Source organism: Telluria sp. LT2P80 (assembly GCF_059685955.1).
This window is the reverse complement of sequence record NZ_JCASIO010000001.1, coordinates 1,097,017-1,115,129: the sequence shown is the minus strand read 5'-3', so window position 1 is coordinate 1,115,129 and position 18,113 is coordinate 1,097,017. Positions and strand designations below refer to the sequence as shown.

Genomic DNA, 18,113 nt, shown 5'->3' with positions numbered 1-18,113 from the left:
TCCTGTCCTGGCACTCCCGTAGATTGTTGTGAAAGACCTTGTTATCCGCCCTGCGCTCGAAGCCGATTTCGAGTCGATCTGGGCTATTTTTTGCGCCCATATCGAGGCGGGTGAAACCTATGTCTTCAGCACGGCGACGTCCCGCGAAGCCGGTTACCACTACTGGCTGGGCGAGGGCGTTGGCAGTTTTGTCGCGGTGAGCCCGGGCGGCCGGGTGCTGGGGATGTACCGGCTGGTGCCGAACCAGGTCGGGCGCGGTCATCACGTGGCCAATGCCTCGTACATGGTCAACCCGGCGGCGCAGGGGGCGGGCGTGGGCCGCGCGATGGGGCAGCACAGCCTGACTGAAGCGCGTAGCCGCGGTTATCTGGCGATGCAATTCAACCATGTGGTCAGTACCAATGGGCCGGCCATCGGCCTGTGGAAGAAGCTGGGGTTTTCGATTGTCGGCACGCTGCCCAAGGCGTTTCGCCACAAGCGCCTGGGCTATATCGATGCGTACGTGATGTACCAGTTGCTGCAGGATCCGGATCACTGGCCGACGGCTGATGACGTGCCGGGCGGGTGACGGATGCTGCGGAGGCGGAACTTCCTGTTCAGCAACCATTCACAGTGGAGCGCTAGCTCGTGAGGTTGGGGGCAGGTAGGTCACCGAGGGTGCGCCTCGGCTGGGACCCGAAAGCCAGTTCTGCTCGTAGCGAAACGATACTGCCTTGTCGAACGGATTCGTAATGGTGACGTTTTGTAGCTCGACTAGGTAGTCCTCGCTCAGTTCGCGCGGCTCGTGCGCCTGCTTGAGAAGTTCGACAAATTGACGAGCCTTGTCTTCAGACGGCGCCTCCTTTTCGATTGCACAGGACGAGATGTGAGGGTCAGGTCTGACATTTGGACCCGGACTCTATCTTGGTCCTTCACGAGGGCTATCACGAATGGACCTATTGTTGGGCTCGTGTCTGAATGTCAGACCTGACCCCGATTGTGCGATTGTGGGATAGGCCTATTGTTGAGCTCGTGTCTGAATGTCAGGCCTGACCCCGATTGGAGCACTTGATCCAATTGGAGCCGGGTAGCAATCACAGGGCCGCCACCATTTGAACAACGACGCTCAGCTCTCGCGCTTCACGGTCCCCTGGTCGTACTGGTCGTCGTCAGTCTCACTCGGCGGCATCGCTGCCTGCTGGTCGTCTTCAGTTGCGGCCGGCTCGCCTGCGGTGTCGTTGTTGCCCGTGCCGTCACCCATACGCTGCTGATCACGATGTGCCTTGACGTCATTGTCTTCATTTTGCATGGCCATGCTGGTCTCCTCGTCATGAAATATAGCCTCATGATAGGCAGTTACCTTCAGCGCACGAATAGTCCCGAAGCTGGCGCGAATGTAGGATTGCACTGTCTACATTCCGCCTGCATGGCCCTGCAACGTCACCTGGATCAGGCTGACAGTTCCCGCCGAATGATCTCTGCGCCCGCGTTCAGTGCAGCCAGTTTGGCTTTCGCGACGTGCCGCGACAACGGCGCCATTCCGCAATTGGTGCAAGGGCACAGCTTGTCGGCGTCGACGAACTTCAGCGCCTTGCGCAAGGTATTGGCAACTTCTTCCGGCGTTTCGATAACATTGCTGGCCACGTCAATTGCGCCAACCATTACCTTCTTGCCGCGAATGAGTTCCAACAGATCCATTGGGACATGCGAGTTGTGGCATTCCAGCGAGACGATATCGATGTTCGATTTTTGCAGCTGCGGGAAGATGGATTCGTATTGGCGCCACTCCGAGCCCAGCGTCTTTTTCCAGTCTGTATTGGCCTTGATGCCGTAGCCATAGCAAATATGGACCGCCGTTTCGCATTTGAGGCCTTCGATTGCCCGTTCCAGCGTGGCGATGCCCCAGTCATTGACCTCATCGAAAAACACATTGAACGCCGGTTCGTCGAACTGGATGATGTCGACACCGGCTGCTTCCAGTTCGCGCGCTTCCTGGTTCAGAATTGTTGCGAATTCCCAGGCCAGCTTTTCACGGCTTTTGTAGTGGCTGTCGTAGAGCGTGTCGATCATGGTCATCGGGCCGGGCAGGGCCCATTTGATCGGCTTGTTCGTTTGCTGGCGCAAAAATTTGGCATCGTCGACGAATACCGGCTTCGGGCGGCTGACGGCGCCAACCACGGTCGGGACGCTGGCATCGTAACGATTGCGGATCCTGACCGTCTCGCGCTTTTCGAAATCGACACCGCTCAGGTGTTCGATGAAGGTCGTGACGAAATGCTGGCGCGTCTGCTCGCCATCGCTGACGATATCGATGCCCGTCTGCTGCTGGTCTTCAAGTGACAGGCGAAGTGCATCCTGTTTGCCCTCGACCAGTTCCTCGTTCTGCAATTTCCAGGGCGACCAAAGGGTTTCTGGTTCTGCGAGCCAGGCGGGTTTCGGCAGACTGCCGGCGGTTGAAGTGGGCAATAATTTTTTCATGTCAGATCGCTTTGCGTGTTGAATCGTCAAAAGGTGTAGCTGGCTGCCCAGCGCTCGAGGATTGGCTGGTATGGCTTGATGAAATGTTCTTCAGCAAATTTCCCCTGCTTGACGGCGAGCTGGCTGCGCTCTTCCCGGTCGTACACGATCTGCGTCAGTGAATAATCCTGGTGTTTCAATTTCGGCTGAAAGTGTTTCGCTGCCGAAGCATTGGCGTTATAGATCTCGGGCCGGTAGATCTTCTGGAACGCCTCCATTGTGCTGACCGTGCCTGTCAATTCCAGATCGGTGTAGTCGCCCAGCAGATCGCCGACAAAATAGAAGGCCAGTGGCGCAACGCTATTGGGCGGCATGAAGTAGCGCACCTTCAATCCCATCTTGCCGAAGTATTGGTCGGTCAGGGAGAGTTCATCCTGGATGTATTCCACGCCCAATACAGGATGTTGATGGTCGGCGCGGTGGTACGTCTTGTTGGTTGAAATACTCAGGCAGATCACCGGCGGCTTGCCGAAATGTTCCTTGTACGCCGCCGACGCAATGAAGCACTGGAACAGCTTTCCGTGCAGGTCGCCAAAGTTATCCGGGACGCCAAAATCCTGTCGATCCTTGTTGTGATCCGACAGCAGGACGCTGAAGTCATAATCGCGCACGTACGAAGAAAAATTATTTCCCGCGATGCCTTCGATGCGCTGGTTGGTCTCGCGATCGACGATCGTGGTTTTCAGTATTTCGATCAGCGGGAACGCATCACCACCGCCTTCGGCCGACAACGCCATCTCGACCGACACGATATCGAGTTCGAGGGCATAACGATCGCCCCTGGGATTGTCCGCCTGGGCCAGCGCGTTGAAACGCGCGTCCATCATGTTCAAGGCCTTGCGCAGATTGTCCTGCCGATGTTCTCCCCTGGCCAGGTTCGCGAAATTGGTCGTGATCCGCGTGCCATCGGCCGGGCGGTAATGTTCATCGAACCGAACGGTCTTGATCGCAAAGGTAAAATCTTCATTCATCATAGCCAGCTGCTCCGGGATTGAGAGCACACCTGTGTGTGCCCGGTCCGTCGATTATGACCAGCCAGTCGATTGAATAAAAGTGATGTTAACTCATTCAACGATGAAATTCGCTCATGGTTCCTAACCTGCGCTCAGGGCCCTGGCCCCTGCACGTGAGCGTTGTGTAACGCACCCAGCGGCGTCAACGCCGGTGATACGATGGCTGCATTCTCGATCAACCACTCTTACCGAATCGACCCTGCGATGCCAGCCACCGAGTTGCTACCTGACGCTCCTTTCTTCATTGTTCTGAACGCGGGATCGGGTCATTCCGAAACCGAAATGCGCATCTCCACGATCAACGAGGTCATGGACGCCGGCGGCCGCGTGTGCCATCTGGAAGTGGTGGACGAGCCCGAGCGCATTGAACAGATCGCCAAGGACATGGCAGCCAAGGCCGTCGCCAGCGGTGGCGTGCTGGTGGCCGCTGGCGGCGATGGCACCATCAACACGGTCGCGCACCAGGCGGTGCTGGCCGGGTGTGCGTTTGGCGTGCTGCCGCAAGGTACCTTCAACTACTTCGGACGCACCCACGGGATTCCCGAAGATCTGGCCGAGGCCGTGCACGCGCTGCTGCGCGGCAAGATCAAGCCGGTGCAGGTAGGCATGCTCAACGACAAGATCTTCCTGGTCAATGCTAGTGTGGGCCTGTACCCGGCACTGCTCGAAGAGCGCGAGCACGACAAGCGCGAGTTCGGCCGCAGCCGGGTGGTCGCGTTTCTGTCGGCCATCAAGATGACGTTGCGCGCGCATCGCCACCTGCAGATCCGGCTCGAGCTCGATGGCAAAGAACAACGCTTGCGCACGACGACACTGTTCGTGGGGAACAACCGCTTGCAGATGGAACAGGTCGGCATGGAACAGTTGACCGATGCGGTCGAGGATGGCCAGCTGGCAGCGCTGGCGCCCAAGCCGATGGGTAAACTCGGTCTGCTGGGCCTGCTGGTGCGCGGTGCGCTCGGCAAGCTGGGCAACGCCGACGACGTCGTGGCGTTCTCGTTCAAGCGCATGACCGTCCGCACGCCGTCGCTGTACGGGCGCAAGCGCCTGAAGGTGGCCGTTGATGGCGAAGTCAGCAAGATGGCGACGCCATTCGAGTTCCGGGTACTGGAAGGGCGGCTCAAGCTGCTGCTGGCGCCGCCACAGGCCGCCGACGCCACGCCCGACGCCGCTGCCTGAGCCAGCCGGTCTACTTTACCCGCAGCAGCCGCACGCCATGGATGTCGAACCGGTTCGCCGGTTCAGCGCCACCGGCACCGGTAAAGGTGCGGTTGCTCTCCAGATAGCTCATATTGTAGAAGTCCGTCATCTCCAGGCGGTAGCTGCCGGCCTGCAGGCGCGCGGCCAGCGGCGTCGAATACACGGTTGGCGTCGCGCCCTTGAACAGCGGCGCATGCGGCAGCTGGATCACGCCTTGGGCCACGACCTTGCCAGCGCTGTTTTTCAACGCCAGCCACTTCACGCCGCCGCTGATCCCCAGATTCACCTGGTTCGCGCCATTGTGATAGCGCACCTGGACCCGGTAGTCGCCTCCATGTTCGACGCGCATCCCGTCCACGGCAAAGCGGTCTTGTGGCCGGCCCCAGTCGCGGATCGCGGGTAGTGAAAAGCGCGCATCCGGCGCGGTGCTTGGCAGGTTCGACATCACACGGGGGTCGGTGACGCCGATGTCGACGCCAGTGCCAGCAACCCCGTCAATGCAGCGCGGCTGGCTGTGGTGACTGACATTGCCGCTGTCGGCAAAGCGCGCCTCCACCGCATAGCACGACGCCACGCCGGCCTTGTCGTCGGTCCAGGCACCGGCCGGCAGCTTGTCGGCCACCAGCTTGCCGTCGCGGTAGACACGGTAGGTCACGCCCGCCGCATTCCCGTTCGCGCCGATCGTCAGCCCTACGGCCCCGGACGATGCACGCGTCAGCGCCTCGATCACCGGTTCGCGCGGCCCGAACGTGACGGACGATTCGTCATACGGATTGGCCTGCACGCGGCGGATGCCCTGCGCGCCGGCGACCAGTTTGCCCAGCACGATCTCGATGCGATTTTCAGCTTGCAAATCACCCGTGCGCAGCGTGTCCTTGACCTGTTTGCCATTCAGCAGAATGCGCTCGACCTGGTGATAGCCGTCGCCCTCGGCCACTGGCGGCAGGCGCAGCACCACGTCGATGCGCTTGCCGTGCAGGCGCAGGTCGTGCAAGGCAATCTCGTTGGTCGCGCCAAAGGTCTCGCGCCGCAGTTTGGCGGTCACGAACGGCCGCAGCGCAATGCCGTCGTCCTGCACGCTCACGCCAAATACATTGTCGATCACCATGCCCAGATACCCGCCGACCGACCATAACTGGCGGCGCGAGTTGATCACGGGGCCGCTCAATGATGGCGTGGTTTCATCGAGCAGCAGAGGCTGGCCCGACAACCACTCGAGGTTTTCCATGTTCGACAGGTTCACCGCTGCGCCTCGCATCAGCGTTGCGTAGGCGGCATCGGCCACCGCCGCGTTCTTGCCCTGCACCGCAGCGCGCAAGCCGTACGCGGTGACGAAGGGCCAAATGGCGCGGTTGTGGTACACCGGCGCGCCGATCTGCTGCGGCCAGATGACCGGTGCGCCCATCGGGCCATGCGGATAGCGCGCCAGGATCGACGCCGTCTGCCTGTCGTCGGCCACACCGCTGACAATCGCCAGCGCCTGACCGAGCCAGTCGAACTTGTGCAGCGGCGCGCCGTCCAGGTGGCCGGCGGTGAGGCTGCTGTACATGCCTTCGTCGGCCAGCCACAGCTTCTTGTTGATCGCGCGTTTCAGCTCCGATGCCCAGCGCGTGTAGCGCGCGGCCTTTGCTGCATCGCGCCGTTCGCGCGCCAGTTGCGCCGCCAGCTTGAGCGCCTGGAAGATGACGACGTTGGTCGACAGCGCCTTCGAGCTGGCCATCGACGCCAGGTCGCCCGGGATCCACGCAGCGTAAGTCTGGTCGCGCCAGTCGAGGAACGATTCTTCGCCCGTGTACAGGCCCGTGGCCGCGTCGAACGCTGCCACGCGGTCGATCTCGAGTGTGTTCGACAGCGCGATCAAAGCCTTGCTGGCAAAAGGCGCACGCTCGGCAGGCGGCAGCGTGCGCAGCGTTTCCTCGGCCGCGAAGGCCCATGTCAGGCGGTCCGTGCTGACCGGCCAGCTGCCGCCACTGCCTGTGTCCTGCACGATCTGCAGGCCGCCCGCCGTAGCAGGGATCTGCGTCACCGGCGTGACGCCGGCGCGCCAGCCAGAGAGTTTGAAATCGAGCGAATTGCGCACGCGCTGCGGGTCGAGCAGGGCCAGGCCCAGGTCGGCCGCATACGACAGGTCGCGCGTCCACACATACGCCCACTTCTCGCCGGTGGAGAAGCACTCACAATCGATGGCGTTGCCGCCGTTGTAGTTACCGTCCTTGATCTGGCTGACCGAATTGAGGCGCATCTCGGCGCCGGCCAGCGCGAACAGCGCGTCGAAGGCGAGGTTGCCGGTGCGGGCGCGCGGCAAGCCTTCCTGCTCGGCGTACGCGACATGTTGCGGACCGGGATCGCGCAAGCTCATCGTGCTCGACTGGACATACTGGCGTAGCAGCGCCTGTGCATCGGGCGTCGAGTAGCGCACCGTCTCGGTCTTGCCGTCCCACGTTGGCCAGGCTTGCGTAGCGACCGCAGCGTGGCCCGCGTGCGGATCGGGCGCGTTGGCACGGTCGGCATCGGGAAGACGCGTGACCTTCAACGCAGGTTTGGCGGGATCGCTCGCGTCCAGCGTGAAGCGGTAGGTGCCGGACGTGCGCACGAACAGGAACGTCTCCGGCCCCGACAGGCGTTCGAGCTGGTACGCGGTATCGGGTGCCACATTGACGCTCTTGTCCGGATCGATGACCCACTCGGCAGCCCAGTCGCTGCTGCCGAGTTTGAAAGCGTGGTTGCCCGGCGCGACGGCGATGTCGGCCTGGTAGATCCCCTTGCCCTTGGGCGCCAGCGCATCGGCCGTCCCCCAGCCATTGAACGCACCACGCACGAACAAGGCGGCATCCAACTGCGCATGGGCGCCGCCGCAGGCGAGGAGGGCGGCCAGTGCGATGGCGCTGCGCATCATCGCGCTGCCTCCAGCTCCAGAATCACGGAAGCACCTGGAGGCAGTGTGAGCTTCGAGCGCAGGTCGAACGTCTTGCCGGTCAGGACATCCACGCCGCTGGTCACGCCCGTGAGCATTTCGCGGAAGCGGTCGACATCGAGCGCCATTTCTTTTGCGTTGTTGTTGAACGCGACCAGCACCTTCTTGTCCGCGTTATAGCGGAAGTAGACGTAGGTATTGTTCTGCGGCCCGTAATGCATCATGCGGCCGCTGTGGATCACCGGCTGGCTCTTGCGCCAGTTGGTCAGCTTGCGCACGAAGGCCTGCGCCGCGCGCGGCTTGTCCTTCAGGCCCGTGCCGGTGAAGGCGTTGACCTTGTCGCCGGCCCAGCCGCCCGGGAACGGGATGCGGTAGCTGGCGTCGTCGCGGTCTTTCGTCGGGCTGGTAAACAGCAGCTCGTCACCCACGTAGAACTGCGGGATGCGCGGCGCCGTCATCATGAACACCATCGCCATCTTGTACTTGTCGAAGTCTTCGCCGGCGACGCTGTAGATGCGCGACATGTCGTGGTTGTCCGCAAACAGCACCAGGTTGCCCGGCTCCGGATACAGGTAGTCGAGCGACAGCGTCTCATACACATCCGAGAACACGTTGCCGCCTTTCTTGTCCGCCAGCGCGGTGCGCATTGCCTCGGCCACCGGGAAGTCCATCAGGCTTGGCGTGTAGGCGCGGTAACCGTCGAAGTTGTTCTTGCCGCGCTGCCAGCGCGCCACGACCGGCACCTTGATGCTCCACTCTTCGCCGACCAGATTCAGGTTCGGGTATTCGGCCATGATGCGGCGCGTGTACTCCGACAAAAACGCGCTGTCCGAATAGCCGAAGGTGTCGATGCGCAGGCCCGAGAGCTTCGCGTATTCGATCCACCAGATGTTGTTCTGGATGATGTAGTTGGCCAGCAGCGGATTGGACTGGTTCAGGTCGGGCATGCTCTTGACGAACCAGCCGCGGGTGAAGTTGTCGGCGTCTTCCTGCGAGCCGTACGGGTCCTGCACCGCCGTGTGGTAGTGCTGGGTCGGGACGAATTTGTCGCTGTAGTTGATCCAGTCCGGCGCCGGTACATCCTTCATCCACCAGTGGTGCGAACCGATGTGCGACAGCACCACGTCCTGGATGATGCCGATGCCGCGCTTCTTCGCTTCGGTCGACAGGCGCACGAAGTCTTCGTTACTGCCGTAGCGCGGGTCGATCTTGTACAGGTCCGTGGCCGCATAGCCGTGGTACGAGTAGCCCGGCATATTGTTCTCGATGAGCGGCGTCGGCCACAGCTGCGTGAAACCCATGTCCGCGATGTAATCGAGGTGGTTGATCGCGCCCTGGATGTCGCCACCGTGGCGGCCAAGGCCGCCCTTGCGGTCGGCCTTGTCGAGCATGCCGGCGACGTTGTCGTTGGACGGGTCGCCATTGGCGAAGCGGTCCGGCATGATCTGGTAGATCGCGTCCTTGCTGGAAAAGCCCTGGCGGGTCGCGGAACCCGGGTCGCGCGCCAGCAGGCGGTAGGCATGCGTGGTCGTGCGGCCGGCGCCGCTGAACGTGATGTCGAACGTGCCGGGCGCCACCTTCGGGTCGAGCACGAGGTCGATGAACAGGTAGTTGCGGTTCGGCGTGCGCGTGACCGATGCAATGCGCGCGCCGGGGTAGGTCAGCGTTGGCGTCAGGTCGCCAATTGCCTCGCCATGCACCATCAGCTGAACCTTGTTGTCATGCATGCCGGCCCACCAGAACGGCGGCTCCATGCGGTCGATGGCGGGGGCCTGGGCGAAGGCGGCAAGCGAAGCGCTGCCGAGCACGATGGTGGCGAGGAGTTGTCTCATGAGTAGTGGGGCTGGTGCCAGTCGTGATACTGCTGACGTAGTTGGACTACAGAGTCAGCATGTCGACGGTGGAACGCTTGGCCGGTTATTGTTGTGTTGATGGAAGGTTACTATAAACCCTGCGGCCCAACAATCATGCGAAGCGGATTCGATTTCACCCCGACTACATAGGCTCAGGACGGCCCAACCTTCAGATTGCCTTCAGATCCGGTGCGAAAGTCGTATAGAGGGCCTGAACACACCGCAAATGTGTAGCCCAAGTACAACGTGCACAATGTTGTTGTCGTGCAAAGCATGCCATGATCCTCGCCACACATTGCTGCCCTGTTCAGGCTCTAGTTTTAGTACAGAGTCGTGACCAGCAGTTAAGAAAAACCGAGGAGACACATGAACGCCACCGCTACCCGGGCCACCCAGGCCCGTCGCCGTACTGCAGCCACTTTTGCATTCCCGTTGAACCCGTTCGCCGCCGGTTGCGCCGTGCTGCTGTCGGTCCTGGCAGGTAACGCGTATGCGCAAGCCTCGGGCAGCGAAGAAGCCACCCCCGTCGCACCGAACACGCCCGTGGCTGCCGCCACGGTGCAGACGCCGGCTGAAGCGCCGGCCGCCGCACCCACCGCGTTCCCGAACGGCGCCGTCTCGAAAGTGACCGTGACCGGCATCCGTACCGGCATCGAAGCGGCCATCTCGATCAAGCGCAATTCGAATTCGATCGTTGAAGCGATCTCGGCCGAAGATATCGGCAAGTTGCCGGACACATCGGTTGCCGAATCGATCGCGCGCCTGCCTGGCGTGACCGCCCAGCGTAGCCGCGGTTCGGGACGTGCATCGGAAATCTCGGTGCGCGGCCTGTCGCCAAGCTTCAATGGCACGCTGCTCAACGGCCGCGAAATGGCCTCGACCGGCAATGCCCGCAATCCTGAATTCGACCTGTTCCCATCGGAGCTGATGGGCGGCGTCGTGATCTACAAGACGCCGGACGCAAGCGTCATCGGTCAGGGCCTGGCCGCGACGATCGACCTGAAAACCGTGCAGCCGCTGGACTTCGGCAAGCGCGTCATTGCCGCCAACTACAAGCGCAGCCGCCTGGGCGTGCGCACTGCCGAAGAAGGCAGCGGCGACCGCGTCTCGTTCTCGTACATCGACCAGTTCGCCGACCGCAAGTTCGGCATCGCGCTGGGCATCACGTCGTACGACGAAACCGGCGGCGAACAGCGCAAGTTCGACGCCTGGGGCGGCAACACGGCAGCCCTGCCATTCAATGGCCAGAACGTGCTGGTGCCGCTGGGCTTTACCGCCGACACCGAATCGACGTCGCACAAGCGTGACGGCGCCTTCATGTCGCTGCAGTTCCGTCCGAACCGCGATTTCCGCTCGACCCTCGACCTGTTCTATTCGGCCGGCGAGACGGGCCTGAAGCGCAGCGGTTTCGAAGGCGCGGTCGGCTCGAACGTGTCGGGCTTGTATGACCCGGCCGGCGTGCTGCAGAACGTCGTCGTGCAAAACGGTGTCGCCACCAGCGGCACGCTGACCAACTACAAGGGCGTGGTGCGTAACCACGTCGAGACGTCGGAAGACGACCTGAAGACAGTCGGCTGGAAGAACGAACTGAAGCTGGGCGACTGGAGCACCAGTGCCGACATCACGTGGTCGAAAGCGACCAAGCTGAGCGCGCGTTACGAAACCACTGCCGGCCTGCCGGGCAATGCAAATCCGCTGGACACGATCTCGTGGACGGGCTTTAACGGCGGCAATTTCACCGACGTCGCCTGGCGCACGGGCCTGAACTATTCGGACCGCGCAGTTGCGCAACTGACCGACGTGAACGGCTGGTCGGGCACCGCCACCAACATCCTGCCGCAGGCCGGTTACCTGGCCCAGCCGTACGTGGAAGACACGCTCAAGGCAATCCGCCTGAACGCCAAGCGTCCGGTGGAGTGGGGCCCGATGTCGGCCGTGCAGTTTGGCTACAACTTCACCGACCGCGAAAAAGCGCGCAGCGGCGAAGAAGGCCGTCTCGAGATCCTGGGCGGCGCCCAGTTCGCCGCGCAGACGATGCCGGGCACGGGGACCGGCGTTGCCGGCACTACCGGCCTTCCGATCGCCACGTGGAATCCGTCCGGCTCGCTCGGCACCGTGTACCAGCTGGCCACGAAGGTCAATGCCGACATCCTGACCAAGTTCTGGGATGTCAAGGAAACGGTCCAGACCGCTTACCTGATGGGCGACCTGAACGGCGAGCTGTTCGGCTTCGAATACCGCGGTAACGTCGGCTCGCAATTCGTGCACACGAAGCAGACGGGCGGCGGCTACAACAGCGGCAACTGCACCGGCGAAACGGCAGATGCGTGCCCGGCCGTGCGTGTCGTCGACAGCGTCAGCTACTGGGACGTGCTGCCAAGCCTGAACCTGTCGTTCGACCTGAAGAACGACCAGGTGCTGCGCATGGGTCTGGCGCAAGTGCTGTCGCGTCCGAACCTGGACGACCTGCGCGGCGGCATCGGCTTTGGCGTGAACACCGGCGTGACCAACCCGTTCATCAGCGGTGGTGGCGGTAACCCGGGCCTCAAGCCGTTCAAGGCCAAGGCGTTCGACCTGTCGTACGAAAAGTACTTCGCGAAGAAGGGCTATGTCAGCGCAGCCGTGTTCTACAAGAAGCTCGACACGTTCATCCTGCGCACGCCGTCGGAATACGACTTCGCGCCATGGACGACCTCGACCACGCCGCTGCCGACCACCGGCGACTTCGCCGGCTCGACCGTTGGCGTGCTGAACCGTCCTGAAAATGGCGAAGGCGGCAACATCAAGGGTTACGAGCTGGCGGTGAACATTCCGCTGAACATGGTCAGCGACTGGCTGGACGGCTTCGGCATCATGGCCAACCACTCGTTCACCAGCTCGGCGATCGACATTCCGGCCCTGGGCTTCGGCAACGTGCAGACCTCGGCGCAATCGATCCCGCTGCCGGGCCTGTCGCGCAAGGTCAGCAACCTGCGCGTGTACTACGAAAAGTACGGCTTCCAGATCGCCGCCGCAGCGCGCAAGCGTTCAGACTTCCTGGGCCAGTCGCCGGACTTCTCGGACACGCTGCAGTACACGTTTGTGAAGGGCGAGACGATCGTGGACTTCCAGCTGTCGTATGAAATCCAGTCGGGCTTCGCCAAAGGTTTGTCGGTATTTGCCCAGGCCAACAACTGGAACAACGCGCCGTACCAGGAGTACACGAACAGCAGCGATTCGATCACCCGTCGCGTCGACTACGGCCGCACCTACCAGTTCGGCGCCAACTACAAGTTCTGATGACCGGCGAGGCTGCCTAGCAGCCTCTGATTCGCGCCAAGACATCCCCGACAGCCTCCAGGCTGTCGGGGATTTTTTTTGTCTGTTGTAAAAATACAAAATTCATGTAGTGAAGTTACAACGTGGCGTTCAGTGCCTGAATGTTTTACTACATCCTGCGCACCGATTCGGTGCAATCAAGCATAAACCGTTGCTTTTTAGAGCGTTTGTAGCCCAACTACACGCGTTAAAAACCACAGGTGAGCTGCTCATCAGTTAATAAGTCATTGTTTTTATTGGATATCGTGTCAATGGATGACCCGAGTTCGTTTGAAACCAACTCCCGTTGACAGTGCATCTAGTTTTAATACAGAATCCCGCCGAGCGTTGATGTTGAGGCGTGTCATAACAAAGTCCCGAACATGCGGTCGAAAGCTGCTCTAGGGAAATTACGTCGTTCTGAGGAGATCATGAAAACTTTCGCCAACAAGCGTTCCGCGTTCCAGCTGAGCCCAGTGGCCGCCGGGTGCGCCATCTTTGTCACCATCATGGCCGGCAGCGCGCAGGCGCAAACCGCCACGACGACTGACACCGCCATCAGCGATGCGCCGGTCACCACCGTGACTGTCACCGGTATCCGCCGCGCCATTGAAGACGCGATTGCCGTCAAGCGCGAATCGACCGGTATCGTCGAAGCCATTTCGTCGGAAGACATCGGCAAGCTGCCGGACGTGTCGATCGCCGAATCGCTGGCCCGCCTGCCAGGTCTGTCGGCGCAGCGCGTCAACGGCCAGGCCCAGTCGATCAGCATCCGCGGCACCTCGGGCGACCTGTCGACCGCGCTGCTTAACGGCCGCGAACAAGTCACCACCAGCTCGGACCGTACCGTCGAATATGACCAGTACCCATCCGAACTGATCAGCGCCGTCACCGTGTATAAAACCGGCGACGCTGCCGTGATCGGCCAGGGCCTGTCGGGCACGGTCGACCTGCAAACCATCAAGCCGCTGTCGCTGCGCGAACGCGTCGTTACCGTCAATGTGCGTGGCGAAAAGAACTCGAAAGGCGAGATCAGCGCCGGCTCGCCGGACACCGGCAGCCGCGTCAGTGCGTCGTACATCGACCAGTTCGCCAACCGCACGCTCGGCGTGGCCATCGGTTACGCCCGCCAGGACAAGCCGAACGTCGGCGAACAGTTCGAAACGTGGGACTGGGTGGACGACACCAATGTCGTGCCAGGCTCGACCGTCAAAGTGCCAAAGGGCATGAAGTCGATCGCCACCACCGGCAACCAGGTGCGCGATGGCCTGATGGGTGTGCTCGAATGGCGTCCTAACCGCAACTTCAGCTCGACCTTCGACGTCTACCACTCGCGTTTCGACCAGGAAGAAATCCGCCGCGGCATCGAAATGCCGCTCAAGGACGATGGCGAAGTGCGTTTCTCGAACCCGACCGTCGTGAATGGCACGATGATCAGCGGCACCGCCAACAACGTCAATCCGGTCGTGCGTAACAACCGCCTGACGCGCGACGACAAGCTGACCGCCTTCGGCTGGAACAACCGCTACACGACGGGCGACTGGGTCGGCATCGTCGACATCAGCCGCTCGAAGGCTGATCACAAGGAACAGCTGATCGAGATCAATGCCGGCCGCGCTGCGCGCCAGACGCTGAACTACAGCTACAACGGCGGCACGATTCCAGTGCTGGGCCTGTCGGGCACCTACGACGATCCGTCGCAGATCGCCATCGGCGGCCAGTTCGGCGAAGGCTATGTCAACGCCCCGAACATGACCGACAAGATGACCTCGTTCCGCACGAGCATCGAGCGCAAGTTCGACAACGCGCACTTCAGCAGCATGGAGCTGGGCTTTAACTACTCGAAGCGCGAAAAGGAAAAAGCGCACCTGGAAACGGGCTTCTCGAAGATCGGCAACGGCACCTTCGGCGCCAATGTGCTGAACGATTCGCAAGCGCTGTACGGCCTGCAGAACAGCCTGAGCTGGGACATCGACGGCGTGCTCGCCAACAACTTCGGCCCATTCACGCCAGCCGTGCTGGTGCCATGGGGCGCGACCAAGAACTGGACCATCGAAGAGAAGGTCAAGACCGGCTACGCCAAGCTGAACATCGACACCGAACTGATGTCGATGCCACTGCGCGGCAATATCGGCATGCAAGTCATCGAAACCGACCAGAGCTCGACTGCGAACACGCTGCGCGCCTGGCCATTCGCCGACCTGGTGCCACTGACCGACGGCAAGAAGTACACCGACTACCTGCCAAGCATCAACCTGGCATGGAGCCTGCCTGACCAGCAATTCCTGCGCTTCGGCGCCGGCAAGACGCTGGCCCGCGCCAAGCTGAACCAGCTGAACGCGGCGCTGGAAGTGGGCCTGACCGCCCAGACCACCGGCACCCCATACGGTAACGGCGGCAATGCGCAGCTCGATCCATGGCGCGCCAAGCAGGTCGACCTGTCGTACGAAAAGTACTTCGGCAACAAGGGCTATATCTCGGCCGCTGGTTTCTACAAGGACCTGTCCTCGTACATCTACAGCGTGACCGTGCCGCGTGACTTCTCGGAGTTCAACCTGCAGGGCGCCCTGACCAACATCGGCACCATCACCCAGCCGCGCAACGGCGAGGGCGGTAGCCTGCGTGGTCTGGAGTTTGCGGCATCGACCCCGCTGGACATGATCCACCCGATGCTCGACGGTTTCGGCATCACCGCCAACGCGTCGTTCACCAACAGCGAAATCTCGATTCTCGACCAGCGCTTCGGCAATGTCGCGATTCCGCTGCCAGGCCTGTCCAAGCGCGTGTTCAACTTCACGGCGTATTACGAGAAAGATGGCTTCTCGGCACGTATCAGCCAGCGTTATCGCAGCGATTTTGTGGGTGAAATCGGCGGAATTGGTGGTGCAACCGAGCTGACTTACGTAAAAGCTGATAAAGTAGTCGACCTGCAATTGGGTTATGACTTCAAGCAAGTCGAAGGTCTGTCCGTGCTGTTCCAGGTCAACAACCTGACCGACACCGCCTTCCGCAGCTACGCTGGTACCGAAGACCGTCCGCGCGGCTATGCCAAGTATGGCCGCCAGATGCTGTTCGGCCTGAACTACAAGCTGTAATCCGGTATCAAGCGAAGGTAGCGCCACCCAACGGGGCGCTGTCGCGATCGCCAATGCCCTTGCAGGTGTGCCTGCAAGGGCATTTTTCATTGTTCGGATTCTGTGGTTTCGGCCGCCCGGTCCATTGTATTTAGCGCCCCCAACGAAGCAACGGTGTAAACTGTCGCATTCGTACTTACTTAATAAGAGCAACTTCCTCTATGTCAGACACCCCAATCCCATCGTTTTCCGACCTCAATCTTTCGGCGCCTGTCCTGAAAGCATTGAAAGACGTCGGATACGAAACGCCGTCGCCGATCCAGGCAGCCACCATTCCCCTGTTGCTGGAAGGGCGCGACGTGCTGGGACAAGCGCAGACCGGTACCGGTAAAACCGCTGCCTTCGCACTGCCAATCCTGTCGAACATCGACGTCAAGCAGACCGCGCCGCAAGCGCTGGTGCTGGCGCCGACGCGCGAACTGGCGATCCAGGTCGCCGAAGCATTCCAGAGCTACGCCGCCCACATCAAAGGCTTCCACGTGCTGCCGATCTACGGCGGCCAGAGCTACGGCCCGCAACTGTCGTCGCTGCGCCGCGGCGTGCACGTCGTCGTCGGCACGCCAGGCCGCGTCATCGATCACATCCAGAAGGGCTCGCTCGACCTGTCGAAGCTGACCACCCTCGTGCTGGACGAGGCCGATGAAATGCTGCGCATGGGCTTTATCGACGACGTCGAGCAGATCCTGCAAAAGACCCCGGCCACGCGCCAGACCACGCTGTTTTCGGCCACCATGCCGCCAGCGATCAAACGCATCGCCAAGACCTACCTGCGCGAGCCGCAAGAGATCACGGTCGCCGCCAAGACCGGCACCGCCGACAATATCCGTCAGCGTTACTGGCTGGTGGCCGGCATGCACAAGCTCGACGCGCTCACCCGCATCCTCGAAGCCGAAGCCTTCGACGGCATGATCATCTTCGCGCGCACCAAGCTGGGCACCGAAGAGCTGGCGACCAAGCTGCAGGCACGCGGTTTCTCAGCCGCTGCCATCAACGGCGACATCGCCCAGCAGCAGCGCGAGCGCACGATCGATAACCTCAAGAAAGGCAAGATCGACATTCTGGTTGCGACCGACGTTGCCGCGCGCGGCCTGGACGTCGAGCGCATCAGCCACGTCATCAACTACGACGTGCCGTCGGACCCTGAGAGCTACACCCACCGCATTGGCCGTACGGGCCGCGCTGGCCGCAGCGGCGAAGCGATCCTGTTCATCACCCCGCGTGAGCGCAGCCTGCTCAAGCTGATCGAGCGCACGACCCGCCAGCCGGTGTCGCCACTCGAACTGCCGACCGTCAAGGCCGTCAACGAAGTGCGCATGACGCGCTTCAAGGACCAGATCCGCGCCACGCTGGCCGAAGGCAACCTCGAAGTCTTCCGCGCCCTGATCGAAGACGTCGAGCGCGACGACAACGTGCCGGCGATCGACATCGCCGCCGCCCTGGCCAAGATGGCACGTGGCGACGAGCCGCTGCTGCTGACCAAGCCTGACCGTGACGTGCGTCCTGAAAGCATGCCATCGCAGCGCGAATTTGGCGGCAGCCACGAACGTGCACCACGCGAGCCGCGTGGCGACTGGGAAGAGCGTCCGGCGCGCCCTGCGCGCGAGCCGGGCTTCAAGAAAGAACGCGTCATGCGCGACCCTGAGCCGGGCATGGCCACCTTCCGCATCGAAGTGGGCTTTGCCCACGGCGCCAAGCCGGGCAATATCGTCGGCGCGATCGCCAACGAAGCGAACATCCCGTCGAAGCAGATCGGCCGCATCGAGATCTATGACGATTACTCGACGCTCGACCTGCCATCGGACATGCCGGCCGAGCTGTTCACGCAGCTCAAGTCGATCTGGGTCGCCGGCCGCCAGCTGTCGATCACGCGTGATGGCGAAACGCCGGCCGTGCCAGCCGCCGGCGCCAAGAAGCCGTTCACGAAAAGCGGCGCCGACCGCCGCGTGACGGACAAGCCGATGCCGGGCAAGAAGCCGCATCGCAAGGGCGAGGGCAGCAAGGACTGATCGTCTCTCCATAAGCTGAAAAACGTCGTTCCCGCGCAAGCAGGAGCGACGTTTTTGCATCTGCACGTCGAATGACAGGCGTTACTGCCCATGTTGTTTGACTACAAAACCCGACATGTTCCGCAGGTGTCTCACCCATCTCACTATGAGATCTCCACGATTGACACCCCGATACCCCCATGTTATTTTGCTACAGATAC

At 61.7% G+C, this 18,113-nt stretch carries 10 protein-coding genes; 5 read left to right on the top strand and 5 right to left on the bottom strand.

What is annotated here, in order from left to right:
• Positions 1–28: 28 nt before the first annotated feature.
• Positions 29–568: a GNAT family N-acetyltransferase gene (locus AC56LW_RS04915; protein ID WP_332533111.1), complete on the top strand. Its 540-nt coding sequence runs from the start codon at positions 29–31 to the stop codon at positions 566–568.
• Between the two features lie 537 nt (positions 569–1,105).
• On the opposite strand, the gene AC56LW_RS04910 is transcribed toward AC56LW_RS04915, so the two are convergent.
• The 3 genes from AC56LW_RS04910 to AC56LW_RS04900 form a co-directional block, all read right to left on the bottom strand.
• Entirely contained in the window at positions 1,106–1,294 is a 189-nt protein-coding gene (locus tag AC56LW_RS04910) for a hypothetical protein (RefSeq protein ID WP_332533110.1), read from the bottom strand.
• A 134-nt stretch (positions 1,295–1,428) separates the two neighbouring features.
• Positions 1,429–2,457, bottom strand: coding sequence for a methionine synthase (locus tag AC56LW_RS04905; protein ID WP_499632893.1), 1,029 nt, complete (start codon positions 2,455–2,457; stop codon positions 1,429–1,431).
• A gap of 26 nt (positions 2,458–2,483) precedes the next feature.
• Positions 2,484–3,467: a DUF1852 domain-containing protein gene (locus AC56LW_RS04900; protein ID WP_499632890.1), complete on the bottom strand. Its 984-nt coding sequence runs from the start codon at positions 3,465–3,467 to the stop codon at positions 2,484–2,486.
• Positions 3,468–3,668: 201 nt separating this feature from the next.
• On the opposite strand from AC56LW_RS04900, the gene AC56LW_RS04895 reads away from it, so the two are divergent.
• Positions 3,669–4,688 (top strand): diacylglycerol/lipid kinase family protein, encoded by a 1,020-nt coding sequence (locus tag AC56LW_RS04895; RefSeq protein WP_499632191.1) that lies wholly within the window; start codon positions 3,669–3,671, stop codon positions 4,686–4,688.
• Positions 4,689–4,698: 10 nt separating this feature from the next.
• On the opposite strand, the gene AC56LW_RS04890 is transcribed toward AC56LW_RS04895, so the two are convergent.
• Both AC56LW_RS04890 and AC56LW_RS04885 read right to left on the bottom strand, forming a co-directional pair.
• The gene (locus AC56LW_RS04890; RefSeq protein ID WP_499632188.1) at positions 4,699–7,605 is read right to left on the bottom strand and encodes an alpha-L-rhamnosidase-related protein; all 2,907 of its coding nucleotides are present in this window, start codon (positions 7,603–7,605) and stop codon (positions 4,699–4,701) included.
• Positions 7,602–9,455: a glycoside hydrolase family 13 protein gene (locus AC56LW_RS04885; protein ID WP_499632186.1), complete on the bottom strand. Its 1,854-nt coding sequence runs from the start codon at positions 9,453–9,455 to the stop codon at positions 7,602–7,604. Before AC56LW_RS04885 ends, AC56LW_RS04890 begins: the two co-directional genes overlap by 4 nt.
• A gap of 387 nt (positions 9,456–9,842) precedes the next feature.
• Between AC56LW_RS04885 and AC56LW_RS04880 the strand changes: the two genes are divergently transcribed.
• From AC56LW_RS04880 to AC56LW_RS04870, 3 genes are all read left to right on the top strand, one after another.
• Positions 9,843–12,755, top strand: a complete 2,913-nt coding sequence (locus tag AC56LW_RS04880; protein ID WP_499632183.1) for a TonB-dependent receptor — start codon at positions 9,843–9,845, stop codon at positions 12,753–12,755.
• Between the two features lie 449 nt (positions 12,756–13,204).
• Entirely contained in the window at positions 13,205–15,868 is a 2,664-nt protein-coding gene (locus AC56LW_RS04875; protein ID WP_499632180.1) for a TonB-dependent receptor, read from the top strand.
• Between the two features lie 200 nt (positions 15,869–16,068).
• Positions 16,069–17,913: a DEAD/DEAH box helicase gene (locus AC56LW_RS04870; protein WP_183555899.1), complete on the top strand. Its 1,845-nt coding sequence runs from the start codon at positions 16,069–16,071 to the stop codon at positions 17,911–17,913.
• The last annotated feature ends 200 nt before the right edge of the window (positions 17,914–18,113 follow it).